Genomic DNA, 25695 nt, shown 5'->3' with positions numbered 1-25695 from the left:
GTTATTGTGCAGCCAAAGCCTGCGCCGTTGGCAGCGTCACGCGAAACGCAGCCCCGCCCTGCCCCGGCAAATACGTCACATCACCGCCAAGTGCGCCCATAATCTGGCGAGAAATCGCAAGCCCCAGTCCCGCACCACCCGCCTTACCCTCATCCTCAAGCCGCGAGAATTTCTCGAAAATCATCGATTGGCTCTCGCTCGGGACGCCCGCGCCGTTGTCACAGAAATCCACAACCGTTTGGCCCGCTAATTGGCGCACAATGATGCGCAATTGCGGGGCGTCAGCGGCGCAGTATTTGGCCGCATTGCTGATCAGGTTGATGAAAACTTGCGCCAACCTGTCCAAATCGGTTTGCACGCTCACAGTTTCATTGCTCGGCCTGCGCGAAATTGCCAGTTTGCCAGTGTCCGCGCCCGACGCGATCACCGCGCGGTCCAACACGCCCGCCAACGTGCCCCGCCCGACGTTCAGTTGCACCTGCCCGCTTTCCAGCACGCCTAGATCCAACAAATCATCCAACAACCGCGTCAGTCGGTTGCTTTCTTCGTGGATAATTCCCGCGAACCGCTTACGCGCATCGTCTTGCACATCGACGTCGCGCAGAATGTCGGAAAACGCACGGATCGACGTCATCGGTGTGCGCAATTCATGGCTGATCTGGCTGAGGAACGCGTCCTTCTGGATACTCAGCGCGGTCAGCTTTTCGTTGGCTTCGCGCAGCGCGCGTGCCGTGCGATCAGCCTCGGCACTTTTTGCCTCAAGCCTACTGGAATACTCCATGATCTGCGCGGTTTCGTCCGCCACCGCGATCAGATCATCCACCGACACCATCGTGCCTACGGTCAGCTGGCCGATCATCGCATGCGCCGTCGCCGCCCCAACCGATCCCGACAATTCACGTTCCAGCCGACCGATGAAATCAGGCGTGACGTCAGGCTGGAACCCCGCCTTGCCCTGCGATCGTGCCTCTGCCGCAAAGATTGCCTGCGCCTCAGCGGCGCCAAGGATACGTTGGGACATCACCAACAAATCCTCAGCTTGGGCGGCTGATTGCGACCAGGTGTGCGCACCACTGGAATAATCAAACACATTGACGAATTGCGCCCCCTGCAGACGTTCCAGCGGGTTCGGGAAGGTCAGGATCGAAACGATAATAAACGCCGACGTGTTCAGGAACATCGACCAGAACAGCGCATGCACGAGCGGGTCAATCCCCGTGATCCCGAACAATGCCTCAGGTCGAAGCCAGCCGATTCCGAACGGCCCCGCTGCGAACACTGCCTGCGATATCACCGCATCAATTCCGAAACTGGGCAAGAAATTTGTCCACACCCAGACCGTGAATCCAATAATCAGACCCGCCCCAGCGCCCCAGCGATTTGCCCCACGCCAAAACACCCCGCCGATCATTGCGGGCAATACCTGCACAACGCCGATGAACGACACCAATCCGATGGCGGCCAGCGCTGTGCCCCCCCCCGACACGCGGAAATAAACATATCCCAGCGCCATTATGACGCCGATCGACACCCGCCGTGACATTATTACGACGTGGCGCACATCGCCCGACACGACCGCACCGGGGGTGCGCGCGTTCAACCAACTGGGCACGATGATGTGATTGCTCACCATTGTTGCCAACGCCAGCGTCGCCACGATCACCATAGATGTGGCCGCCGAAAACCCACCTAAAAACGCAAGGATCGCAAGGCCCTGTCGCCCCTCGCTTATGGGCACAGTCACCACGAACAAATCGGGGTTCGAACCCTCTGGCATCAAATCGAGGCCCACCACCGCGATGGGCATGACAAACAGGCTTATCAACATCATATACGTGGGGAACGCCCAGCTCGCGGTGCTTAGGCTGCGTTCGTCGGAATTTTCCACCACCATCACTTGAAACATCCGCGGCAGACAGACGAACGCGGCACCCGACACAAAGATCAACCCAATCCAGCGGCTCGGGGTCGGGGCCCATTGGCTTTGCGCCGACGCGTCGATCAAATCCAGCGTGGGGCCAACGCCGCCCGCGACGCCCCAGACCACGAATATTCCCACCGCAAGCAACGCGCACAGCTTCACCACCGCCTCAACAGCAATGGCGAGCACGATGCCGTGGTGGCGTTCATGGGCGTCCAAGTTACGCGTGCCAAACAACACCGTGAACACCGCCAGCCCGACGGCGACCCACATGGCCGCGCGGTTCAGATCACGCGGGATCCAAACCTCGCCGCTGCTGGCAGCGAACACCGCGATGGATTGCGTAACAGATTGAAGTTGCAGCGCAATATAGGGCGTCGTTCCGACAATCGCCAAAACCGTGACCATCACACCAAGCACAGGTGATTTGCCGTAGCGCGATGAAATCAGGTCCGCAATTGATGTCAAACGTTGCGTGCGCCCGATGCGAACCAGTTTTCGCACCAGAAACCACCAGCCGATCATCACCAAAGTCGGCCCCAGATAGATCGTCAGAAACTCAAGGCCGGATCGCGCCGCATAACCTACCGCGCCATAAAACGTCCAAGCGGTGCAATAGATGCTCAGCGACAGGGTGTAGACCGCCGAACTGCGCACCCATGCGGCTTTGCCCTGCGCCGCGCGTCGTTCCGCAGCAAAAGCGATAGAAAACAGGAACACGACATAGGCAAGTGAAACCAGTACCAGCAGGTTGAACGAAATCATTCCCCGCTCCGCCCGCTGCGCCCACCGTCGCCATCCAACGCTTCGGAAAACCGCAAGACGCGCGATAACAGAAAGGCCAGCGCAACAAGGAAGACCCACAACCCGAACAAATAGATTATGCCACTGCTGGTCAGGCTTTGATCGGGCGTATCGCGTGGCCACATCAACGGCAGCAGCATCAGAACGGCGGCGAGAATTGGCAACCAACGCGCGGCATCGCGAAACCGGCGTTGGCGATAACTGTCACGATCAAGAAATTCTGTTCGGGTGGGCGGTTTCATAGTGGCTTCATGGCGTCGCCAGTGCGCGCGCACTTTCTAGAATTTCGGCATTGGAAAACGGCTTGGTCATGAACCGCGTGGCACCCAGACTGGCCGCCATTTCACGATCCTTGGCTTGGCCACGTGCGGTCAGCATCATCACAGGCACATCTTTGGTCTCAGCCTGCGCACGCAAATCGCGCAGAATGTCGTAGCCGGATTTCCCCGGCAGCATCACATCAAGAATAATCAGATCCGGCACACCTTGCATGACCTTTGCCATCGCCGTTTCCCCGTCGGAATGGGTGTGCACGGTCCAGCCATCCTTGGTCAGGATATAACTGATCGCCTCCATGATATTGGGTTCATCTTCGATTAAAAGGACGCGTCGGCCCATGGTTCCCATCCCCCTATTGTCGTCGCCCCAAGCTCCCCCAGCGACACAAAATAACTATTGCGAAAACGGCTGGCGGAGTCAAAGGCCCACAGCAATGCTATAGCAAACTCGGGTGGCGACGGCTGGCGCAATTTTCAACATCGCAAACCCGACACCCCGGCCCCACGACGTCCGCCACATCACCCGTGCGCGCTGGCCGCACCAGCATTGTCGCTTTGATCCGCGGCTCTGCGCCAAACGCCACGTCCCCGACGGGGCCCGCGATTGCGAAACATTCAAACGGCGTGCGCGCAGCCCCGGGCAGCCGCACAACGCGCCGGATTGCCCGCCCCGGTTGGGTTAACGCCTGATACAGCGGCCACAGCGGGCATGCCGCACCCGAACGTGGCAGTCGAAAATCAAGCACAGGTTTCTGAAACGTCACAACACCCGCGCTGTCGCAAACCGCCAACCCCATCAGCGGATGGTCCGGGGCAGCCCCGTTCGATGACGGCGGCAAATGCGCCAACCGCCGCAGCACCATGTCCAGCGGCACCCCGAACCGCGCCGCAAGCCTTGCTGGATCATAGGCAACCGCGCGCGCAGCTTGACGGAACGCATCTAGCGGCAAACGTGTTGCGTCTTGCACAGCCCCCTTTGCCCAATCTTGCAGAATGGTTCGGACAGCGGCATCTTTGACATCATCAAACAACATCGCCTCCCCCGCATCGATCCCTGCAAAATAGAAACCCGACTGCGCTAGGGTGGCCTCCGCTTGCTCCATCGCAGAATCCACATGCGCGCCACCTGCCTCCATCTCCATGTCCAAAAACCCAAGCAAGGCTTGGCTGCTTTGGGCCAAGCGCGTGGAATCCGTGTCAATGTTGGTGTGGAACCGCGACAGCCAATCAGGGTCCAGATCAGGCGATTCCACTAGAATGCTTGCGGTAGACCTGATTGCAGTGGCCGTGGAAATGACGTCATGCAGCGCATTGGCGATCTGGCTGTCATGAGCCAAACGGTTGCTCAGCGCCTCTGCGCGGTCTTCTAACTGGGTAATCCGGCGCCGCTGCGCTGCAATCAACGCAGCCCATCCGGGAAACCGCTCCACCAAGTCTTTGGTCCGCAAATCTTCAACACTAGCGCCCGGAAATGCGGCTGCCGCTTCTTTCAGGGGTCCCAAAATGGCGTCACCCACTTCATCGCCAAGCAACGCCACGTCGATTTCCAAAACGCGCGCCAGATCGCGCAACAGCTTGCCACCGATTCTGCGGCGGTTGTGTTCGATCAGGTTGAGATAGGATCCGGAAATTCCAGTCGCTTTGGCGACATTCACCTGCCGCAACCCAAGATCAATCCGCCGATTACGCACCCGTGTCCCTGTGATAATCCGATCCGACATCAAAGTTTCCCAAACAATTTCATCAGTTTTCTGCGCTGCATAGATAATTTCTTTACAAAATTCCGCACCACTCAGTCTAAACCTTTACAGAAGTTATATTATTCCACAAACCCTTATTGAGTAATTTTCAGAATGCCAGTTTATTGAACGCGCTACTGAAAGCATGTGCGGTTGAACGGGAGGTTCGGCTGCATCACTCAAGGGAGGATACTATATGTCAAAATCAAACTTCACACGTCGTGGCATCATGAAAACCGGCGCCGCCGCCGGTGCTGCACTGACACTGCCAACATATCTGCGCGCTGATGGCCACGCTGGTTTCACCAACGCACCCGGCGACAGCGAAGTCGTTCTTGGTTTCAACGTACCACAGTCCGGCCCCTACGCCGACGAAGGCGCGGACGAACTTCGCGCCTATGAACTCGCAGTTGAGCACCTGAACGGTGGCGGCGACGGCGGTATGTTGCAGACGTTCTCGTCCAAAGCACTGGACGGCACGGGTATTCTGGGCCGCGAAGTCAAATTCGTGACAGGCGACACACAGACCAAATCCGATGCGGCGCGCGCTTCTGCTCGTTCCATGATCGAAAAAGACGGCGCCGTGATGATCACTGGCGGCTCAAGCTCCGGTGTGGCTGTTGCTGTTCAGGCGCTGTGCCAAGAAGCTGGCATCATCTTTATGGCCGGCCTCACGCATTCCAACGACACAACCGGTAAGGACCGCAAGGCCAACGGTTTCCGTCACTTCTTTAACTCCTACATGACCGGTGCAGCCCTCGCGCCCGTTCTGGCGGCGCAGTACGGTACAGACCGTAAGGCGTATCATCTGACGGCAGACTACAACTGGGGCTACACCACACAAGAAGCCATCCAGTCTTCGACAGAAGCCTTGGGTTGGGAAACCGTCAACACGGTTCTGACACCCCTGACAGCGACCGATTTCTCCTCTTATATCGCGCCTGTCCTGAACTCCGGTGCCGACGTTCTGATTCTGAACCACTACGGCGGAAACATGATCAACTCGCTGACCAACGCTGTTCAGTTTGGTCTGCGCGACGCGATGGCAAACGGCAAACAGTTTGAGATCGTCGTGCCACTGTATTCAGAGCTGATGGCCCGCGGTGCAGGTCCCAACATTAAAGGCATCCTTGGTTCGCAGAACTGGGACTGGAAGCTGGAAAATGAGCTGGGCGCAAAGTACTCCGGTACGAACGCATTCGTTCAGTCCTTCGGCACGAAATACGGCTTCCCACCGTCACAGGCGGCGCACACATGTTATGTGCAGACGCTTTTGTATGCGGATGCCGTCACCCGTGCAGGCAGCTTTGCCCCATGTGCAGTCGACGAGGCCCTGTCGGACTTCGAATTCGACGGTATGGGCAACGGCCCAACGTTGTACCGTGGTTCTGATCACCAGTGCTTCAAGGACGTTCTCGTCGTGCGCGGCAAAGAGAACCCCGAGAACGAATTCGACCTCGTTGAGATCGTCGAAGTCACGCCGGTCGAGCAGGTCACATATGCACCTGATCACCCACAGATGGGCGGCGCAGAAGCCTCCTTGGGTGAATGTAACAACGGCGCATAAGCCAAAATGTCGGGGCAGTTTTACACTGCCCCGACAGCTTTATTTCAACACATTTGCACCGATCTGCTGCCACATGGCGTGCGGAAGCTATGCACCCACCGATCAGAGGTAGCCACGCAATGGACCAGATCATCGTTCAATTTCTCAACGGTCTAGACAAGGGGTCCGCCTATGCGCTGATCGCCCTTGGCCTGACCATCATTTTCGGCACGCTGGGCGTGGTGAATTTCGCGCATGGTGCGCTGTTCATGCTCGGTGCATTCTGCGCTGTGATCACCTCCAAGATCCTGAGCGCGTCTCATAAGATCGTCGATGCAACACGAACAGATTTCCTCGGCAACCCGATGCAAGTTGATACGTTCTACGTGCAGGACTGGTTCGGAATGGCCGCAGGTCAGACCATAATGGACTGGGCAGTACCAATTGCCATCCTGTTCGCGGTGCCGGTTATGATCTTCGTGGGTTTTGCGATGGAACGTGGCTTGATCAAACACTTCTACAAACGTCCCCACGCAGATCAGATCCTTGTGACGTTCGGTCTGGCCCTCGTTATCGGCGAAATCATCAAATATTTCTTCGGCGCAAACCCCATTCAAACCCCGGCCCCGCCCGCCTTCACCGGATCTTTGGATTTCGGCGTGTTCCTCGGCTATGAGGCGCAGACGATCATGTATCCGTACTGGCGGTTGGTCTATTTCTCCTTCTCAGCGGTGATCATTGCCGCTGTGTTCGCCTTCCTGCAATTCACCACATTCGGCATGGTTGTGCGGGCCGGGATGGCGGATCGCGAAACAGTCGGCCTGCTGGGTATCGACATCGACAAGCGCTTTACCTTCATGTTCGGCCTTGCTGCCGCCGTCGCTGGTGTTGCGGGGGTGATGTATGCGCCCATCGTAGCCCCGAATTACTTCATGGGCATGGACTTCTTGGTCCTCAGCTTTGTGGTGGTCGTGGTCGGTGGCATGGGTTCTCTGCCCGGTGCGGTCGCTGCGGGCTTCCTGCTCGGAATTCTGGAAAGCTTTGCCTCAATGCCAGTCGTGATCGACCTGTTGCCCGGCATCAACCAAATCATCATCTACCTTGTCGCAATCGTCATCTTGTTGACCCGTCCTCGTGGCCTGATGGGTCGCAAGGGCGTGATGGAGGAATAAGCCATGTTCGGACTTACCAAAAAAGACAGCACTTTGATGCTGATCGTGTTCGGGCTGGTTATATTTGCACCGTTCATCCTCAACCCTTTCCCCGAAGGCTCCGCGATGGCGCAATTCAACGCAGGCTATCCGGACTTGATGCAGCGCTTCGTAATCTTCGGTATTTTTGCAGTTGGCTTTAACCTGCTGTTTGGCCTCACTGGATACCTTAGCTTTGGACACGCTGCATTTCTGGGTATCGGATCCTACGCCGCGATCTGGTCGATGAAACTGGTTACGCTGAACGTGATCCCAGGCATTTTGTTAGCGATCATGGTCGCGGGTGTCTTTGCGCTGGTGGTGGGCTATGTGTCTTTGCGTCGATCCGGCATCTACTTTTCAATCCTGACGCTGGCGTTCGCACAGATGATGTTTGCAATGGCCTATTCGGTGCTGACACCAATCACGGGCGGTGAAACGGGTCTTCAGATCAAAAACACCGATACGCCGCTGTTTGGTGGGCCTGCGGACGGCAGCATCGGTCGGGCCAACCTGTTCGGCCTTGAAATGGGCAACTCAATCGAATTGGCGATCGGGGGTTGGGTCTTTACCTTCAACCTTGGCTTCTACATCGCTGGTTTCTTCTTGCTGATCGCATTCTACCTCTCGATCCGCATCTTCCGCTCGCCGTTCGGCATTATGTTGCGGGCGGTGAAATCCAACCAACAGCGGATGAACTACACGGGCTTGACGCCAAAACGCTACACCCTGTCAGCCTTTGTAATTTCAGGCATGTACGCCGGACTTGCCGGTGGCCTGATGGTGGCGATGGACACCCAAGTCGGACCAGAGCGCATGTTCTGGACCGCAAGCGGCGAAGTCGTGATCATGACCATTCTTGGCGGTGCAGGCACCCTGCTGGGGCCAGTGCTTGGCGCCGGTATGATCAAATATATGGAAAACATCATTTCCAAGATTAACAAAGACATCTTGCACGAATGGTTCGCCTTTTTGCCTGATGGCCTTGAAGACGTGATCGTGTCGATGGTCTATCCCTTCATCGGCAAAGGCTGGCACCTGACCATGGGCATCTTGTTCATGTTGGTCGTGATCTTCCTGCCCGGTGGTCTTGTTGAGGGCGGTCAACGCATCGCAGCACTGTTCCACCGCAACAAAATTGCAGACACGCAGGACGCCGCGTCCCGCACGCCCGCAGAATAAGGAGCCGGTACAATGGCACTACTTTCAGTCAAAGGCGTCAACAAACGCTTCGGCGGCCTGCAGGCCCTTGGGGATGTGAACCTCGATGTGATGGAAAACACCTGTCACGCGATCATCGGCCCCAATGGGGCGGGCAAGTCTACCCTGCTCAACGTGCTGGTCGGCAAGCTGATCCCTGATAGCGGGTCTGTCGTCTTTGACGGCCAGTCGGTGCTGGGGCGTAAACCACATGAGATCAACCAGATGGGCATCAGCCGCGTTTTCCAAACGCCTGAAATCTTCGGCGATCTGAACGTGATGGAAAATATGCTGATCCCGTGTTTTGCCAAACGCGACGGGGCGTTCCGGATGCACGCATTCGAATCCGTGCGTCACGAAAAATCTATGATCGAAAAAGCCGAAGCCGTGCTGGACGAAGTCAACATGCTCGACAAGCGCGAGATGCAGGCGTCAGCAATGTCGCGCGGCGACAAACGCCGCCTCGAAATGGCGATGTGTCTGGTGCAGGAACCGCGCCTGTTGCTGCTGGATGAACCGACCGCTGGCATGGCCCGCGCCGACACTGAAAACACGATCGAACTGCTCAAGATGATTCGCAAAGAACGTGGTGTGACCATGGCAATCATCGAACATGACATGAACGTGGTGTTCTCCTTGGCAGATCGGATCACCGTGCTGGCACAAGGCACGCCGCTGGTCGAAGACACGCCCGACAACATCAAAGGCCACCCCAAAGTGCGCGAAGCCTACCTCGGCGAAGCGCCGGTCGAAGGAGTTAACTAAAATGACCCACGTTGAACATCTCGACGCCGAAGGCCCATTCGACAAGAACCGCAATATGGCCGCCACCGCGCCCAAATACCTGTCGGTCTGGAACATGGAAGCCTATTACGGCGAAAGTTACATTGTCCAAGGTATCAGTTTTGATATCCACGAAGGTGAAATCCTCGCCCTTCTTGGTCGAAACGGGGCTGGCAAAACATCCACTCTGCGGGCGATTGCGCGCATGGATGATCCGCAGCTGAACAGTGGCGAAATCTGGCTTGACCACAAACCACTGCATGAAATGAAATCCTGGCAGGCATCACAAGCGGGCATTCAACTTGTGCCCGAAGATCGCAGCATCATTCCCGGCCTGACCGTCGAAGAGAACCTGAAACTCGCCCAGATCGCCCCGCCCATCGGCTGGTCACTGGACCGCGTGTACGATTTGTTTCCGCGCCTGCGTGAACGGCGCAAACAGGATGGTGTGACCTTGTCGGGTGGTGAACAGCAGATGTTGTCTATCGCGCGTGCGCTGTGTCGTGACATCAAAGTGTTGCTGCTGGATGAACCCTATGAAGGCCTGGCGCCGGTCATCGTGCAGGAACTCGCCGAGACGCTGAAAATGATTCGCGACCAAGGCATCACCACTGTCATCGTCGAACAAAACGCTGTCGCGGCGTTGAAACTGGCCGACCGTGCCGTGATCCTCGATATCGGCAAAGTCGTCTATGACGGCTCGGCGAAGGAAGTGCTGGAAGACGAAGACCTGCGCTCCAGATACCTCGCGATCTGACAGCGGTTGCGGGACCAATTCGGTGCCGCGCCGACATACCCGCAGGCATACAAGTTGTGTACAACTTGTGTACGCTGTGTGACTCGCCCAAACTGGCCCCAATTCAAATAAGGGATGCCCCCATGTCAGCCACCAAATCCAAGACATATCCACCCACCGCCGCAGCCGCCAAACGCGCCCATGTTGACGCCGCTGGCTACGATAAAATGTACGCCCATTCCATCAACGATCCCGACGGGTTCTGGGGGGAGCATGGCAAGCGCATTGATTGGATTAAGCCCTTCACAACAGTGAAGAATACGTCATTTGAACCGGGTAACATCGACATCAAATGGTTTGAAGACGGCACCCTGAATGTGTCTGCCAACTGCGTGGATCGCCACGTCGAAACCCGCGGCGATCAGGTGGCGATCATCTGGGAACCCGACGATCCGAACACGACTGAATCGCTGCACATCACCTACCGCGAACTGCAAACGCACGTTTGCAAAATGGCCAATGTTCTCCAGACCTTAGGCGTCACTAAAGGTGATCGCGTCGTCATCTATATGCCGATGGTTCCAGAAGCTGCCTACGCAATGCTGGCCTGCACACGCATCGGCGCTGTGCATTCCATCGTGTTCGCAGGCTTCTCACCCGACGCCCTCGGTGCGCGGATCAACGGCTGCGACGCCAAAGTCGTCATCACCGCCGATCACGCGCCCCGCGGTGGCAAAGCTACGCCCTTGAAATCAAACGCAGATGCGGCACTGTTGCGTTGCAAAGACAGCGTCAAATGCCTCGTTGTGAAACGGACAGGCGGCCAAACCACATGGACGGACCGTGACTACAGTTACAACGACATGGTGCTAGAAGCCGACGACTATCAGCAACCCGTTGAAATGGCTGCAGAAGATCCACTGTTTATCCTGTATACGTCCGGTTCAACAGGTCAGCCCAAAGGCGTCGTGCACACGACAGGCGGCTACCTCGTCTATGCAGCCATGACCCATGAATACACGTTCGATTACCACGAAGGCGATGTGTTCTGGTGTACCGCCGACGTTGGCTGGGTGACGGGCCACAGCTATATCGTCTATGGCCCGCTCGCCAATGGTGCCACAACGATCATGTTTGAGGGTGTGCCAACCTACCCTGACCCGGGTCGGTTCTGGGATGTCTGTGCCAAGCATAAGGTCAACCAGTTCTACACCGCCCCGACTGCCATTCGCGCGTTGATGGCCCACGGGAATGACTGGGTAGAAAAGCACGATCTGTCCGATCTCAAACTGCTCGGCTCGGTCGGTGAACCGATCAATCCTGAAGCGTGGAATTGGTACTATAACGTTGTAGGGAAAGGCAATTGTCCCATTGTCGACACGTTCTGGCAGACTGAAACAGGTGGCCACATGCTGACCCCCCTGCCCGGTGCAACGACCCTGAAACCCGGTGCCGCGCAGGTGCCTTTCTTTGGTGTGCTCCCAGTCGTGTTGGACCCGCAATCAGGCGAGGAGGTTCACGGCAACGACGTCAGCGGCGTGCTGTGTATCAAAGACAGTTGGCCCGGCCAGATGCGGACAATTTGGGGCGATCATGAGCGCTTTGAAACGACCTATTTTGGGGATTACGCGGGCTACTATTTCTCTGGTGACGGTTGCAAACGCGATGCAGACGGCGACCTCTGGGTAACGGGACGCGTCGATGACGTGATCAACGTCTCTGGCCACCGCATGGGCACCGCAGAGGTCGAATCCGCACTGGTGGCGCATGTCGCAGTGGCCGAAGCCGCCGTCGTTGGTTACCCGCACGACATCAAGGGTCAGGGCATCTACGCCTATGTTACTTTGATGAATGGGATCGACCCTACGGACGAATTACGTGCTGAATTGAATAAATGGGTCCGCAGCGAAATCGGCCCCATCGCCAAGCCTGACCTGTTGCAGTGGGCCCCCGGCTTGCCAAAAACCCGTTCTGGAAAAATTATGCGCCGCATTCTGCGCAAGATTGCTGAGAACGACTTTGACACATTGGGGGATACGTCCACGCTCGCAGATCCGTCCGTCGTGGAAGACCTGGTTGAAAACCGGATGAATCGCAGCTGATCGACCTAAAAATTCAAACGAATGCCGCGCTGATTCGTCATCGCGGCATTCGTTTGTCCAAAGCAGAAAAACAGATCGCACTAAACGGTTTATTAAGGGCTGTGCGCTATAACCAACGTCGGTGGGGGCTCCGTTCTAGCAACAGGAGCCTGAGATGGAACTTCCAGTCGTAATCGCTGTGGGCCAAGCCCCCGCACAACAACCCGCGCCACCGCCTGCGATGCCAGATGGCCGTGCACCGGCTGACGCGTCCGCGACGACCAAAGACCCATCCCCCGAGGTGCCGCTACCTGTTTCGGCCAGCCCAACGCAAAGCGGTTTCGTCAGCAAAGCAGCACTTGGAAATAGCGACGCAGCGCTAAAGCTCGACACATCTGGTGTGTCCCCGGCTCAGCGCACACTGAAGCCCTATGGCATCAATATACTGCCTGAAAAACAAGACACCCCAAAGCAAGAGGCAGCACCCGAAAACCAGGCAAAATAAATCAACGTCATTTTTCCCCGTTCGGCCCGCTTTCCACCCTCGCCACCTTGGTGTAAGACGTTGGCAGTGTTTGCGATAAACAAATATGAAACGCGCCAAAAGACAGGCAACACGCCGAGGGAACAATGACCAAAACGACGCCTCAAAATTCCGACCGCGACTCAGATGTCAGCTTCATCAAAGCGCTGGCAGAATTGCTACGCGAAAACGATTTGACAGAACTGCAGGTAAAACGCGATTACGGTGAGAACGACAGCCTTAATGTCCGCGTTAGTCGCAAGCCGCCCGCACAGGTCGTAACGCAAATAGCCGCAGCTGCGCCGGTACACATGGCAGCAGCACCCGCCGCAGCCGCGTCCCCCGCACCCGAAGCCAGCGCAGACCCCGCCAGCTTGCCCGGTGCCGTCACATCGCCGATGGTTGGCACAGTCTACATGTCCCCCGAACCCGATGTCGCAGCTTTCGTAAAAATCGGCGACAAGGTCAGCGAAGGTGACACATTGTTAATCATCGAAGCGATGAAAACCATGAACCATATCCCTGCGCCAAAATCCGGCACAGTTAAGCGGCTTTTGGTCGAAGATGGCGCGCCTGTTGAATTCGGCGCCCCCCTGATGATCGTCGAATAGGGATCAAAGATAAGGGACTGAAATGTTTGACAAAATCCTGATCGCGAACCGTGGGGAAATCGCTCTGCGCGTGATCCGCGCCTGTCGCGAAATGGGCATCGGCTCGGTCGCTGTTCATTCAACTGCTGATGCTGACGCCATGCACGTTCGCATGGCCGACGAGAGCGTGTGCATCGGCCCCGCGCCGTCGCCTCTCAGCTATTTGAGTTTTCCGGCGATCATTTCTGCATGCGAGATCACTGGCGCACAGGCGATCCATCCGGGCTACGGTTTCCTGTCCGAAAACGCGCAATTCGTGCAAGTGGTCGAAGACCATGGGTTAACGTTTATCGGCCCCACGGCGGAACACATCCGCACCATGGGCGACAAGATCACTGCCAAGGACACAATGAAAGCACTCGGCGTGCCCTGCGTTCCAGGCTCCCCTGGTGGCGTCGATACGGTTGAAGACGCGCTTAAAATTGGCGAAGAGTTCGGCTATCCGGTGATCATCAAAGCCACAGCCGGTGGCGGCGGCAAAGGCATGAAGGTCGCTAATTCGGCTGACGAAATGAAATCGGCGTTCCAAACGGCGCGCGCCGAAGGTAAATCGAATTTCGGTAACTCAGAAGTCTACATCGAAAAATATCTGACCACCCCGCGCCACATCGAAATTCAGGTATTCGGTGATGGCAAAGGTAAGGCTGTGCATTTGGGTGAACGCGATTGTTCGTTGCAGCGCCGCCACCAAAAAGTATTTGAGGAAGCCCCCGGCCCGTCGATCACCCCCGAGGAGCGGGCGAGAATCGGCAAAGTTTGTGCAGACGCCTGCGCCAATATCAACTACATCGGCGCGGGCACGATTGAGTTTCTGTATGAAAACGGTGAGTTCTATTTCATTGAAATGAACACCCGCCTTCAGGTCGAACATCCCGTGACCGAAGCGATATTCGATCAAGACCTTGTGCGCGAACAAATCCGCGTGGCGTCCGGCATGCCGCTGTCATTCACCCAAGACGATCTGAAAATTCGTGGCCACGCCATTGAGGTTCGGATCAACGCTGAAAAACTGCCGAACTTTTCGCCCTGCCCCGGTCGCATTACGCAATTCCACGCGCCCGGTGGCCTTGGTGTTCGGATGGATTCTGCGCTTTATGATGGCTATTCCATCCCGCCCTACTACGATAGTTTGATCGGTAAACTCATCGTCCATGGTCGTGACCGACCAGAGGCGTTGGCCCGTCTTGCGCGTGCTTTGGGCGAGTTGATTGTCGATGGCGTCGACACCACCATTCCGCTGTTCCACGCCTTGCTGCAAGAAGACGCGGTGCTAACCGGCGACTATAACATCCATTGGCTGGAACACTGGCTCGAAACCAACCTCCTCACTTAGGGCCCAACCTCACCTAGGGATTTGGCCGAAGCACCCAGGTGCTGCGCTGCATATCCGTTTCGCGTTAATAGCCTGACACCCCGCGCCGATCATCCATGGCGCGGGCGTTCCAATCCACCCAGTCGCAGCTATCATCCAACTCTTGGACCACACGCCACATCGCCTTGAAACTGGGGATTGCTTTGATCACGCGACCCTGAAATTTCAGCTGCGAACGGCGCAATAAGCGCATCGTGGCGCTTGTTCATCTGCTGCACTGGTACGGTATGATCATGATAATACGGCAAGTCCGCAATTAAATCGGAAAGCTCATGTGCTATTTCCAGTTAATTTGACTGTTCATTTACCCACCACCGTGATCGTGCGACAATCTTTCTAGATGAATGAAGGCACAAAATGACCACAACGCTCACTCCGGAAATGCTGCTGTCGGCCTATGCTGGCGGGATCTTTCCAATGGCAGAGCATCGTGGCGACGAGGACTTGTTTTGGGTGGACCCACGCCAGCGCGGAGTTATGCCATTGGACGGCTTCCACATCTCTCGCTCTCTCGCCAAAACTGTTCGGTCTGAACGGTTCACCATCACTTATGATGTTGATTTTGAAGGCGTTGTCGCGGGGTGCGCCGACCGCGATGAAACGTGGATCAATGAAATGCTTGTGACGCTTTACAACCAACTTCACCGCGCACGCATGGCGCGGTCGGTGGAGGTTTGGGACAATGGGGTCCTCGTCGGTGGCGTTTTTGGGATCACCTTGGGCGGCGCATTTTTTGGGGAAAGTATGTTCAGCCACCGCACCGACGCGTCGAAAGTCGCGTTGGCCTATTTAGTGGATCGCTTGGCCGTCGGCGGCTTTGAATTATTCGACACCCAGTTCATAACGCCGCATTTGTCCAGCCTTGGGGGGGTCGAGGTTTCACGCGCACAGTATCGACACATGTTAGACACCGCACTCGCGCTCGATGCTGATTTTGAGCGTCAGACTGGCGTTTCGGACGCCTATTCGCTGCTACAGCGCAACGCCCAAACATCATAACGTGGGTGATCCAGTGCGTTCAGCGCAGGGGCGGACGCAATCATCCAGCCGCGAAAAACCGGATCGGCGGCATTGTTGTATAAAATTGTCAAAAACGCATAGGCATCGCCAGATTGGTTACCACTTGGGTAGCGGCATTCGGTCATTGTGATCGCCATAAGCTCAACGGTTTGGGTCTGGCCGTTGCCAAATTCGAGATCTTGAGTGCGGCCCGTGATTTTGTCGAGAACCCGCAAAGTCCCGCCTGAGGCCGTTATCGCCTGCTGCGCGCAAACAGGCATCACAAGGCATATCAGCAAGGCCGTCAGAAACGTTTTCACGCTTCTTCTCCTCCAACGAATTTCAGCAGCAATTGGATCAAGCTCACGGCGCCTTGGGTGTCTTCGATCAGTCCGCCGTCAACGAACTTTTCAAACGATCCACCGGGAACAATTTCGACAAACGTGCCGCCCAAAAGGCCCTCGGATGCGACAACGGCTGCGCTGTCATCGGGAATCGAAACACCCTGATCAATCGCAAAGATCGCGTCAGCGCGGTATGTCTCGATGTTGAGATCCAACCCGCTGACTACGCCGACGGACACACCAGCAAGCCGAATATCTGTCCCGACGCTGACGCCTTCCGCAGAGCGGAAGTTGGCCTTCAATTCCATTCCTGTGGCAGACCCACCTAGCCCTGTCGCGGTCACGATAAACCATAAAAATCCAAGCGCCGCCGCTAGAATGGCCGCCCCGACCACGACCTCTGTGGTATTTTCACGCATGATTATTCCGGTGTCCATGCTTCGTAATCGGCGCGTTTTGCAGGATCGCTGCGGCGCAACGACCCAGCCGGCGCATAGGCTGCGTCCGTGCCTGTCAGGTTCTGCACATGTGGTTTTTCCCACGACTTGTGGATCAGAGGCTTGTCACTCGGCGTTTCATCCCACGTGTGGTGCAGCCAGCCATGCCAGTCAGGGCTGACGCGGCTGCCTTCGACCTCACCATCATAAATCACCCAGCGGCGAGATTTGTCAGCATTGGTATAATAGATATTACCCAGCTCATCTTCGCCGACCTTGGTGCCCTTGCGCCATGTCCACAGCTGCGTTCCAAGCGTTTGCCCGTCCCACCACGTGAAAATCCGTTTGATAAAGTTGAAAACACCCATGGTTTTGGCTCCGGTTTGCTTCGCTCTGTCATGCCCGATTGTAACACTGAGGTCTAGGGGGGCCGTGGTCCACACTGCGCGTCAGCCCGCCAGCGCGGTGACTTCGATTTCGATCCGGTCTTGCGGCGTGATCAGACCGCATTCGATCATTGTCGCAGCGGGCGGATTATCGCCAAACACGTCGCGCAGCATGGGCCAGCACGCCTCAAACTCAGATCGATCCGCCAGCATATAGGTCACGCGCACCACTTTATCAAAGTCACTGCCCGCTTCTTTCAGTGCTTTCCCGATGACTTCAAGCGCCGATGCGCATTGTTCCAACACGGTGCTGCCCTGACCAACTGTGCCTGCGACGTAGACAAAACCGCCAGCAGCAACAGCGCGACAATATCCGACTTTGGCTTCAAATTCACCGCCAGAGAATACACGTTTGATCATCGTTACCCAGCCGTCGCGGGCTCGGCCTTTTTCTTGGTATCATCGTGTATCATTAACGGTTGCGCGTCGGGGCCGACGGCCTCTTCGTTCACGACCACTTCGGTCACGGTGTCCATGCCTGGCAATTCGAACATTGTGTCGAGCAGGATGTCTTCCATAATCGAGCGCAATCCGCGTGCGCCTGTTTTGCGTTCAATCGCACGTTTGGCGATTGCCACCAGCGCGTCATCTGTGAAAGTCAGTTTGGCGTCTTCAAGTTCGAACAGGCGCTGGTATTGCTTCACCAGCGCATTTTTTGGCTTGGACAGGATCGTAACAAGCGCATCTTCATCCAGATCCTCAAGCGTCGCAATCACTGGCAAACGGCCAACAAATTCGGGAATTAAACCAAATTTCAGCAGGTCTTCTGGTTCGAGATCATTGAAAATCTCACCAACGCCACGTTCATCAGGTCCGCGCACTTCTGCACCAAACCCCATGCCAGCACCCTTGCCGCGCTGCGCGATGATCTTATCAAGGCCCGCAAATGCACCGCCGCAAACAAACAAAATGTTCGTGGTATCAACTTGCAGGAATTCCTGTTGCGGATGCTTGCGCCCACCTTGGGGTGGCACCGATGCTACGGTGCCTTCCATAATTTTTAGCAACGCCTGCTGAACGCCCTCACCCGACACGTCGCGGGTGATGGACGGGTTATCAGACTTGCGGGTAATTTTGTCTACTTCGTCGATGTAGACGATGCCGCGCTGCGCGCGTTCGACGTTGTATTCAGACGCCTGCAACAGCTTAAGGATAATGTTTTCAACATCTTCACCGACATAACCCGCTTCGGTCAGTGTCGTGGCATCGGCCATTGTGAACGGCACATCCAAGATGCGGGCCAGTGTCTGCGCCAACAGCGTTTTACCACAGCCCGTAGGACCAATCAGCATGATGTTGGATTTCGCCAATTCGATGTCGGATTTATCGGCATGATTCAAACGTTTGTAATGATTGTGCACGGCCACCGACAACACGCGTTTCGCATGCCTCTGTCCGATCACGTAATCGTCTAAAACCTGACAAATCTCAAGCGGGGTTGGCACCCCTTCGGCGGATTTAAACCCTGCCGATTTGGTTTCTTCACGGATAATGTCCATACACAATTCGACGCATTCGTCGCAGATAAATACAGTCGGGCCCGCAATCAGTTTGCGCACCTCATGCTGACTCTTGCCGCAGAAGCTGCAGTAGAGGGTGTTTTTGCTGTCGCCGCCAGACTTTGTCGCCATGTCGTATTTCCTTAGCCTTAGTCCCGTTATAGGGGGCCGATAAATGTGTTTCGGGCTGCTTTTGGGGGTATCCTAAGGCAGCCCGAAATGGTCCACAACGTCAAAAACGTCACTTGGGTTTACTTGTCTTCACCTTCCGCCTTGCCACGGCTCTCGACGATCTCGTCCAGATGACCCCACTCTTTGGCTTCTTCGGGCGTCATCCAAGTGTCGCGATCAAGTGCTTTTTCGACTGACTTATGCGTTTGGCCAGTATGTTTCATGTAGAGTTTGTAAAATCGCTCTCGGGTTTGTTCGATATGACGCGCCGTGATGAGCATGTCAGAGGCTTTACCCTGCGATCCGCCGGACGGCTGGTGGACCATGATCTCTGAGTTGGGGAGAGAAAAGCGCATGCCTTTTTCGCCACCAACCGCAATCACGGACCCCATGGATGCCGCCATACCGCAAATTAGTGTCGACACCTTGGGACGGATATATTGCATCGTATCATAGATGCTCATTCCAGAATGCACGGCGCCTCCAGGACTGTTGATATACATGGAAATTTCTTTTTTCGGGTTCTCAGCCTCAAGGTGCAGCAACTGGGCCACGACAAGCTGGCTCATGCCGTCGTGAATGGGGCCGTTGACGAAAATAATCCGTTCTTTCAGCAAGCGGCTGAAGATATCATAGGCACGTTCGCCGCGGGCGGTCTGTTCGACCACCATCGGAACGAGGTTCATGTAGGTATCAATAGGGTCTTGCATATGCTCTGCCTTCGAATTCTGACGCGCTCGCACGTCGTGTACGGGAATTTTGTTACGCAAACCTTAGTGGCGCTGTCGAGGGGCTTCAAGAGCACCCCAATGATATTGGAGTAGGATTTAATAAAGCACGGCAGGGCCGGAATTCAACCGCACGTTAACCGTTTTCTGATTTCGTCGCAGGTGCGCGACTTTACAGACCTACGGTTCGCGCAGGGACTCTTGTGATCGATACATCGACTCGATGAAGTATTGCAGAACTGTCTTTGATCCAGTGTGCAGTTCCACGTCCGCCTACATACTCGGACGAATTTCGATCTGGGCCTGCCGTGTGCCAAGTTCTGCGGTATCAAGCCGCAGCGTCACGCGGTAGTGGGGGGCTGCATTGGGGTCACGATCGTCCTCAAACGTGTCAGCTGAGATCAGCTGCACCACGCCCGTCAGCGATCCGTAGATCATAAAGTCATACGCACTGAGTTTTATTGTTGCAGCCTGACCAGGAATGACGTGGGCAATGTTGGACGGTGACACTTCAGCCTCAACAAACAGCTCATCATCCAGTGGGATTATCTGGAATATCATTTCACCTGGGCGGATCACACCACCGATCCTTGTGACGCCAAGGTTGTTGACGACGCCGCGCATAGGACTGGTGATCGTTGTGCGGGTCAGACGGTCTTCCGCGACGCGCAAATCTTGACGCAGGGTCGCCAAGGCGGACAATACATCCGAATATTCTGAAGCGCGGTCAAGTTCGGCCCGCGTGACGATTTCGTTGTACTGGTTCAACGCATCAGAATTGGATTTTCGTGCATGGCTGACTTCATGTAGCAACTTGTTGGGCTTGATCGACATACCTTGGGTCTGCTGTGTCAGCGCAATCATTTTTGTCTGCAGAAAGAACGGCGGCAGCACCATTAGTAACCCGACAACGAACAACACCCATACAAAATTACCACAAATGGACGCCACAAGTGCCAAAACAATACAATAAGCGGAAGGTCGGTCAGGGTGCTATTCCTTGATCCCGTGAAGAATTCCCGCACAGAATCGAATTCGCGTCCAGCTAAAAACAAGCCGCTTGGCGTCTGGCCTTCTTTGCCGCGCCGCATGCCCAGCAAACGATCCATCAACAGGGACTGTACCTGCAATTCGATTTTGCGACCCGCGCCGTCCTTCAGGCGGGCGCGCGCAATGCGCAATCCCGCCTCAAGCAACATATCGCAAGACCAGCGCCACGGCGACGGCCGACGGGTTGGCTACAAAAGACCCCAAAACAATTTCTGCGATGTGGCGGTAAACTACAACATTTCGCCCCAGAACCAGTGCGCTTTCTTGCCTTTACAGACGTGTTTCTTGGCCAGGTCTGCGGCTGCCATGTCAGCGCGCAAAACGAGCCCGCCAAAATAGGGGAAAAAGTCGGACAGTAGCACTTCAGCGCGATTATCACGACAAGTGGTGTCAAAAACGATAATCGGGTCCCGGTTTGATCGAGCACCAGCAAGTACAGGTCATCGTTGGCGGAAAATTTGCCCATGCCCTCGCCACTAACGTAGCTGGTGAAATAACCTACACCAGCGCCCTGCGTCAGTTGCACTTCGGTCAAATAGCCAGCAGCGGACAGGAACAATTGGTTCTCTGCGAGGCCATCCATTGTAAAAAACCCTCAAGGGTGATGACACGACCGCCGACCAACGTAACCTGAAGCGCTTGGGCGTGCCGTGTTTATGAGATAATTTGTCCTTGCGTCAGGTTGAGCGAAACATCTGCCCCCGCCCCAAAGATCAGCAAAGGCGAAGCGCCCTCACTGGTTACAGGCCCTCTGAAAATATTGCCCGCAACATCACGACGACGAAATTAATCGCTGACATGGTACTCGCTCCGCATCTAATTTACGGCACTCTAGCGCGCCGAATTTTGCATTACGGACACCTTATGTTGGGTTATTTAAAATTTCTAAAGAAAACTTCTCTCTTTCCAGTCACAACACAATCAAGCCACCATCTCACTATATGGCCTTTTTCACAGTAGCTTACGGCGATCCAGTGTGAAGTTTAGCGCCGCGCCGACAAGAATAAGGTATGCACTCAGATAGAACCAGAATAGGAGTGCGATGACCGCGCCGAGTGAGCCGTAAACTTCATTGTACGTAGCAAAATTTGCGACATAGACTGAAAACGCGGCCGACATAGCGAGCCAGAACACAACAACAACAACCGCGCGCCCGGTGTCACCCAACCCATCCGCGCATAGCGTCGATTGGGCCCATAGCGATACAAAAGCCCCAGCCCAATGAAAAGAACAGCGATCACAAGGCTCCAGCGGACCAATTCGAGCAGCACCGCCTGATCCGTTTCGAACGGGATCACCGCCAAAAAGATCGGGGCGACGACAACCATCAATAGCGCCACGATTGCGATACCAACTAGACAAATCGTCAAAAGCAACGCCACGAAGATGTGTCGGATGCTGCCCCGATTGGGTCGATCAAAAATCGCGTTTAGTCCACGAATTAACGCTGCAACGCCAGTGCGAGCAGACCAAAGCGCCAGCCCGATTGACACCAAGGTCGTCAGGCCCAGTGTCGCGCTTCCGGCACTTAGCAGACCATCAATCTGGGTTTGAAACAACACGAACACGCCCTCGGGCATCAAGCCCGCCATCAAATCAAGTTGTGTTTCAACGACGACCGGATCAGCAAAAATACCAAACAGGGATATGGTCGCCGCAATGCCAGGAAAAATCGCAAATAATCCATAGAACGCGACCCCCGCAGAAATTAGGCCTGCGTTCTTTTCGCTAAGATCATCAAGAACTTGGCGCGCGACTTCAAAGGCTGACCGCCAGTTCATAAGGCAGTTCTAGTTTGCATAAACACTCATTTCCGGAAGCGCTGTCAACGGCGCCTCGATCAGACGCATCGCCGCAAGCGAAATCTGGCTCCCCGACCCGATCGCGCCACCAGACGGTCGCAGTTCTAGGTTCGCCGACATTCCATTATATTCAACGCGCCCAATTGTGACGGCGTTCACCAGCGGCGTCTTCAGCCAGATACCTGGATCGGTCGGGCTGCCAAGGCTGGCGATGGTGGTTCCAAGGCGGCGCTCCCCGCCTGCGGGCGGCGCAACTGCCACCGCGCGATCTTGCGCCGTCGTAGTGTCAAACTGTTCAACTGTACGGGCGTTGGACGGCGGCGGTGGTGGCAGATCGGGGCTCACACTTGGCAACGCAACTGTAGACTCGGAACCCACGCCCTGTTGCCCTGCAAGAAATGACCCCTCTGTGCAGGCAGATAGCCCAATCAAGATCGCAATCTTAACACCGTATTTCATGGCCTTAATCCTAAGGTTGCCCCCCGTCGCTGTCGAGTGGAAATTCGTCGCGGAATACCCTTGCGCGAGGGTTGGTCTGTCCCTACCTTTAGAGGATGAAACAACCTCTCATAGATCCTTTTCAACGTGCCATCACTTACCTGCGGGTTTCGGTGACAGATCGCTGTGATTTCCGTTGCGTCTACTGCATGTCTGAAAACATGACATTCCTGCCCAAAAAGGACCTTTTGACGCTGGAAGAACTGGATCGTATGTGCACGAGCTTCGTCAACTTAGGCGTTAAAAAGCTTCGCATAACTGGGGGTGAACCATTGGTGCGTCGCGGAATAATGACATTCTTTAACGCCATGTCGCGGCATATCGAAACCGGCGCGTTGAAAGAGTTGACGTTGACGACCAACGGCTCGCAGCTTGAAAAATATGCGGATGATTTATATGCAGCTGGTGTTCGTCGCATCAATGTCTCGCTTGATACGCTGGACGAGGGGAAGTTCGCCGAAATCACCCGTTGGGGCCGCCTGCCCCAAGTTATGCGCGGCATTGACGCAGCACAGCGCGTTGGGATGCGTGTCAAGATCAACGCGGTGGCCTTGGCAGGTTTCAACGAGGTGGAATTGTTCACCATGCAAGCTTGGTGCGCAGACCGCGATGTTGACCTGACATACATCGAAGTCATGCCGATGGGCGACATTGGAAACGAAGACCGCATCATGCAATACTGGTCCCTCAAAGACCTGCGCGCGCGCCTGGAAGAACGCTTTACGGTCACTGATTTGGCCGAAAGCTCGGGCGGCCCTGCGCGCTACATTCGTCTTGAGGAAACTGGCCAGAAGATTGGTCTTATCACCCCGATGAGCCATAATTTCTGCGAAAGCTGTAACCGTGTGCGCATCACATGTACGGGTGAAATCTACACCTGTTTGGGTCAAGAAGGGCACTCCGATCTGCGCGCACCTTTGCGGGCCAGTGACGACGACGCTCAGTTGGAAACGGCGATCCGTGCGGCGATCGGTCTGAAACCCAAAGGCCACGATTTCGACTATTCACGCCAGACAGTTGATGGCCAGGTTTCAAGGCATATGAGCCATACTGGCGGTTGAGGCCTTTCGCGCGACAAAATCGATCAAAGCGGCTTTGCCCACATGGGCTCGGCCAGACGTTTGATCACAGTCGTAGGATGCAATCCGTTCTATCGTCCAACCTGCAAAGACCTTATGCAATTCCGCCTCGGTATACATATTCTCGGCGTTTCGCGGGCCACCAGTACCGCTCCCGATCTGTTCAGGGCGATGCCCATGTAAGACCAGCCGCCCATCTGTACGCAGGCCCCGCTTCATATCTGCAAACTGCTTGGCGCGTAGGTCCAGCCCCGCAAACTGGATAAATATTCCCACGACCATGTCGAACTGCTGCGTCCAGTCTCAATGATCCCATTCCGAAACGTGGGGTTGCGGCTTAACGCCAGCCTGTTCGGCCCAACTCAGTGGCACGTCCGACAGCTGTGGCGGACGACAGATCAAACGCCGTCACATTCATGCCACGGCGCGCCAAATGCACCGAATTGCGCCCCTCTCCGTCCGCTACACACAGCACCGATTGGGACGGAATTGCCAGCCACGGGTAAGCAGCCAACACGTCAGACAGCTCGACCCCGAACAGATAGCCGTCCTCAGCCGCGAAACAATCTTCCCAAATCACGCAGGCATCCGCTGCTCAACAATTTCGGCCCACCAGCTACAGCCCGCTGGGATCGCTTCGTCGTTAAAGTTGTATTCTGGGTGATGGACCATGGCAGTGTCACCGTTGCCGACCAAGATGTACGCGCCGGGGCGTTCTTCGAGCATGAACGCAAAATCCTCACCGCCCATGATCAGTGGGGCGTCATCGCAACCACCTGAGATCGACGTCGCGACCTGTGCTGCAAATTCGGTCTGCACGTCAGAATTCACCATCACCGGATAACCGCGCATGTAATTGATCACCGCTGTGCCGCCGAACGTTGCTGCTGTGCCATTGCAAATTTCTGCGATGCGTTTTTCGGCCATGTCGCGCATACCTTCTGACATCGTGCGCACTGTGCCGCGAATGTCGATGCGTTGCGGGATCACGTTGAACGCCTTGGATGATGATTCAATCGACGTAACCGACACCACGAGCTGATCGACAGGGTCCGCATTACGGCTGGCGATCGTTTGCAGCGTCAGCACCGCTTGGGACGCCATGACCATTGTGTCGACCGTTTCATTGGGCTTGGCCGCATGGCCGCCGACGCCCTCAAACGTGATCTCGAACGTATCCGTCGCGGCGAAAAACGCACCGGGGCGGATCGAAAACGACCCAACAGGTTTGCCGGGCCAGTTGTGCATGCCGTAGACCTCTTGGATGTTCCAGCGCTCCATCATGCCGTCATCACACATTTCTTTGCCGCCGCCGCCACCTTCTTCGGCGGGCTGGAAAATAACCACGACAGTGCCGTCAAAATTGCGCGTTTCAGACAGGTATTTTGCCGCCCCCAGCAGCATCGCGGTGTGCCCGTCGTGGCCACAGGCATGCATCGCACCGTCGGTTTTGGATGCGTATTCCAATCCAGTTTGTTCATGGATCGGCAGCGCATCCATGTCGGCGCGCAGGCCGATTACCTTGCCAGATGTGTTGGATTTTCCTTTGATAACAGCCACCACGCCCGTCCGCCCAATTCCCGTGACAACCTCATCACAGCCAAATTCACCCAGCTTTTCAGCAACGATTGCGCTGGTGCGGTGGGTTTCGAACAAGATCTCTGGGTTTTCGTGCAAATCGCGGCGCCATGCAGTGATTTCGGGCAGCAATTCGGCAAATCGGTTCTTTACGGGCATAGGATTCCTACAGATTGTTGACCTCTAAGTTGCGCCGCGTCGCCCACTTCGGCAAGCCCCTTATTCTCATCTTTTCCTACAA

At 55.8% G+C, this 25695-nt stretch carries 28 protein-coding genes and 2 pseudogenes; 11 read left to right on the top strand and 19 right to left on the bottom strand.

All coding sequences use genetic code 11. The features are described from left to right. Position 1: 1 nt before the first annotated feature. The 4 genes from OAN307_RS06540 to OAN307_RS06525 form a co-directional block, all read right to left on the bottom strand. Entirely contained in the window at positions 2-2686 is a 2685-nt protein-coding gene (locus OAN307_RS06540) for an ATP-binding protein (protein ID WP_015499021.1), read from the bottom strand. Then, a complete protein-coding gene (locus OAN307_RS06535; RefSeq protein WP_044043316.1) occupies positions 2683-2967 on the bottom strand; it encodes a hypothetical protein in 285 nt (94 codons plus the stop codon). The genes OAN307_RS06540 and OAN307_RS06535 overlap by 4 nt, the downstream gene beginning before the upstream one ends. A 7-nt stretch (positions 2968-2974) precedes the next feature. Next, positions 2975-3343: a response regulator transcription factor gene (locus OAN307_RS06530; RefSeq protein ID WP_015499020.1), complete on the bottom strand. Its 369-nt coding sequence runs from the start codon at positions 3341-3343 to the stop codon at positions 2975-2977. 97 nt (positions 3344-3440) lie between these two features. Then, positions 3441-4724, bottom strand: coding sequence for an XRE family transcriptional regulator (locus tag OAN307_RS06525; RefSeq protein ID WP_015499019.1), 1284 nt, complete (start codon positions 4722-4724; stop codon positions 3441-3443). 214 nt (positions 4725-4938) lie between these two features. Between OAN307_RS06525 and OAN307_RS06520 the strand changes: the two genes are divergently transcribed. The 9 genes from OAN307_RS06520 to accC all read left to right on the top strand — a co-directional run bounded on the left by OAN307_RS06520 (position 4939) and on the right by accC (position 14784). Beyond that, complete coding sequence (locus tag OAN307_RS06520) at positions 4939-6309, top strand: substrate-binding protein (protein ID WP_015499018.1); 1371 nt, start codon at positions 4939-4941, stop codon at positions 6307-6309. 119 nt (positions 6310-6428) lie between these two features. Next, entirely contained in the window at positions 6429-7460 is a 1032-nt protein-coding gene (locus OAN307_RS06515) for a branched-chain amino acid ABC transporter permease (RefSeq protein ID WP_015499017.1), read from the top strand. A 3-nt stretch (positions 7461-7463) separates the two neighbouring features. Then, a complete protein-coding gene (locus tag OAN307_RS06510; protein WP_015499016.1) occupies positions 7464-8660 on the top strand; it encodes a branched-chain amino acid ABC transporter permease in 1197 nt (398 codons plus the stop codon). A 12-nt stretch (positions 8661-8672) separates the two neighbouring features. Continuing rightward, complete coding sequence (locus OAN307_RS06505; protein WP_015499015.1) at positions 8673-9443, top strand: ABC transporter ATP-binding protein; 771 nt, start codon at positions 8673-8675, stop codon at positions 9441-9443. 1 nt (position 9444) lies between these two features. After that, entirely contained in the window at positions 9445-10218 is a 774-nt protein-coding gene (locus OAN307_RS06500; RefSeq protein ID WP_015499014.1) for an ABC transporter ATP-binding protein, read from the top strand. Between the two features lie 122 nt (positions 10219-10340). Then, positions 10341-12299 (top strand): acetate--CoA ligase, encoded by a 1959-nt coding sequence (gene acs / locus OAN307_RS06495; RefSeq protein WP_015499013.1) that lies wholly within the window; start codon positions 10341-10343, stop codon positions 12297-12299. 154 nt (positions 12300-12453) lie between these two features. After that, positions 12454-12783, top strand: a complete 330-nt coding sequence (locus OAN307_RS06490; protein WP_015499012.1) for a hypothetical protein — start codon at positions 12454-12456, stop codon at positions 12781-12783. Positions 12784-12908: 125 nt separating this feature from the next. Continuing rightward, a complete protein-coding gene (gene accB, locus OAN307_RS06485) occupies positions 12909-13412 on the top strand; it encodes an acetyl-CoA carboxylase biotin carboxyl carrier protein (protein WP_015499011.1) in 504 nt (167 codons plus the stop codon). Between the two features lie 22 nt (positions 13413-13434). Continuing rightward, positions 13435-14784, top strand: a complete 1350-nt coding sequence (gene accC / locus OAN307_RS06480) for an acetyl-CoA carboxylase biotin carboxylase subunit (RefSeq protein WP_015499010.1) — start codon at positions 13435-13437, stop codon at positions 14782-14784. A gap of 64 nt (positions 14785-14848) precedes the next feature. On the opposite strand, the gene OAN307_RS30665 is transcribed toward accC, so the two are convergent. After that, the gene (locus OAN307_RS30665; RefSeq protein WP_275450638.1) at positions 14849-14974 is read right to left on the bottom strand and encodes a hypothetical protein; all 126 of its coding nucleotides are present in this window, start codon (positions 14972-14974) and stop codon (positions 14849-14851) included. A gap of 206 nt (positions 14975-15180) precedes the next feature. Here OAN307_RS30665 and aat point away from each other — a divergent pair, with 206 nt between their 5' ends. Further along, a complete protein-coding gene (aat, locus tag OAN307_RS06475; RefSeq protein ID WP_015499008.1) occupies positions 15181-15822 on the top strand; it encodes a leucyl/phenylalanyl-tRNA--protein transferase in 642 nt (213 codons plus the stop codon). Here the strand turns inward: aat and OAN307_RS06470 are convergent. The 11 genes and pseudogenes from OAN307_RS06470 to OAN307_RS06425 form a co-directional block, all read right to left on the bottom strand. Continuing rightward, the gene (locus OAN307_RS06470; protein ID WP_015499007.1) at positions 15786-16142 is read right to left on the bottom strand and encodes a DUF2155 domain-containing protein; all 357 of its coding nucleotides are present in this window, start codon (positions 16140-16142) and stop codon (positions 15786-15788) included. The genes aat and OAN307_RS06470 overlap by 37 nt on opposite strands. After that, positions 16139-16585: an MlaD family protein gene (locus tag OAN307_RS06465; protein WP_015499006.1), complete on the bottom strand. Its 447-nt coding sequence runs from the start codon at positions 16583-16585 to the stop codon at positions 16139-16141. The genes OAN307_RS06470 and OAN307_RS06465 overlap by 4 nt, the downstream gene beginning before the upstream one ends. A gap of 2 nt (positions 16586-16587) precedes the next feature. After that, positions 16588-16971, bottom strand: a complete 384-nt coding sequence (locus OAN307_RS06460; protein WP_015499005.1) for an NADH:ubiquinone oxidoreductase subunit NDUFA12 — start codon at positions 16969-16971, stop codon at positions 16588-16590. Between the two features lie 81 nt (positions 16972-17052). After that, positions 17053-17409: a Rid family hydrolase gene (locus tag OAN307_RS06455; RefSeq protein ID WP_015499004.1), complete on the bottom strand. Its 357-nt coding sequence runs from the start codon at positions 17407-17409 to the stop codon at positions 17053-17055. Between the two features lie 2 nt (positions 17410-17411). Further along, on the bottom strand, positions 17412-18680 hold the full coding sequence (gene clpX, locus OAN307_RS06450; RefSeq protein ID WP_015499003.1) for an ATP-dependent Clp protease ATP-binding subunit ClpX: 1269 nt from the start codon (positions 18678-18680) through the stop codon (positions 17412-17414). 119 nt (positions 18681-18799) lie between these two features. Next, a complete protein-coding gene (locus tag OAN307_RS06445) occupies positions 18800-19429 on the bottom strand; it encodes an ATP-dependent Clp protease proteolytic subunit (RefSeq protein WP_015499002.1) in 630 nt (209 codons plus the stop codon). A 198-nt stretch (positions 19430-19627) separates the two neighbouring features. Further along, positions 19628-20257, bottom strand: a pseudogene (locus tag OAN307_RS06440) (HlyD family efflux transporter periplasmic adaptor subunit); the annotation flags it as partial. A gap of 86 nt (positions 20258-20343) precedes the next feature. Beyond that, a complete protein-coding gene (locus tag OAN307_RS06435) occupies positions 20344-20646 on the bottom strand; it encodes a 6TM ABC transporter family protein (protein ID WP_015499000.1) in 303 nt (100 codons plus the stop codon). An 802-nt stretch (positions 20647-21448) separates the two neighbouring features. After that, on the bottom strand, positions 21449-21616 hold the full coding sequence (locus OAN307_RS30660) for a YhjD/YihY/BrkB family envelope integrity protein (protein ID WP_275450637.1): 168 nt from the start codon (positions 21614-21616) through the stop codon (positions 21449-21451). Between the two features lie 92 nt (positions 21617-21708). Beyond that, positions 21709-22278, bottom strand: a pseudogene (locus OAN307_RS06430) (YihY/virulence factor BrkB family protein); the annotation flags it as partial. Positions 22279-22287: 9 nt separating this feature from the next. Next, positions 22288-22758, bottom strand: coding sequence for a hypothetical protein (locus tag OAN307_RS06425; protein ID WP_015498997.1), 471 nt, complete (start codon positions 22756-22758; stop codon positions 22288-22290). 95 nt (positions 22759-22853) lie between these two features. On the opposite strand from OAN307_RS06425, the gene moaA reads away from it, so the two are divergent. Continuing rightward, positions 22854-23858: a GTP 3',8-cyclase MoaA gene (gene moaA, locus OAN307_RS06420; protein ID WP_044043315.1), complete on the top strand. Its 1005-nt coding sequence runs from the start codon at positions 22854-22856 to the stop codon at positions 23856-23858. Here the strand turns inward: moaA and OAN307_RS29720 are convergent. Genes OAN307_RS29720 through OAN307_RS06410 form a run of 3 tightly spaced genes read right to left on the bottom strand, consistent with a single transcriptional unit; the run spans position 23829 to position 25613 of the window. After that, the gene (locus tag OAN307_RS29720; RefSeq protein WP_015498995.1) at positions 23829-24158 is read right to left on the bottom strand and encodes a hypothetical protein; all 330 of its coding nucleotides are present in this window, start codon (positions 24156-24158) and stop codon (positions 23829-23831) included. The genes moaA and OAN307_RS29720 overlap by 30 nt on opposite strands. 55 nt (positions 24159-24213) lie before the next feature. Continuing rightward, entirely contained in the window at positions 24214-24456 is a 243-nt protein-coding gene (locus tag OAN307_RS29715) for a methyltransferase domain-containing protein (RefSeq protein WP_245540982.1), read from the bottom strand. Continuing rightward, a complete protein-coding gene (locus OAN307_RS06410) occupies positions 24453-25613 on the bottom strand; it encodes a M20 aminoacylase family protein (protein WP_015498994.1) in 1161 nt (386 codons plus the stop codon). The genes OAN307_RS29715 and OAN307_RS06410 overlap by 4 nt, the downstream gene beginning before the upstream one ends. Positions 25614-25695 lie beyond the last annotated feature (82 nt).

Source organism: Octadecabacter antarcticus 307, assembly GCF_000155675.2.
Lineage (GTDB): Bacteria > Pseudomonadota > Alphaproteobacteria > Rhodobacterales > Rhodobacteraceae > Octadecabacter > Octadecabacter antarcticus.
The sequence above is the reverse complement of the archived record's forward strand: the minus strand, read 5'-3'. Positions and strand labels throughout refer to the sequence as shown.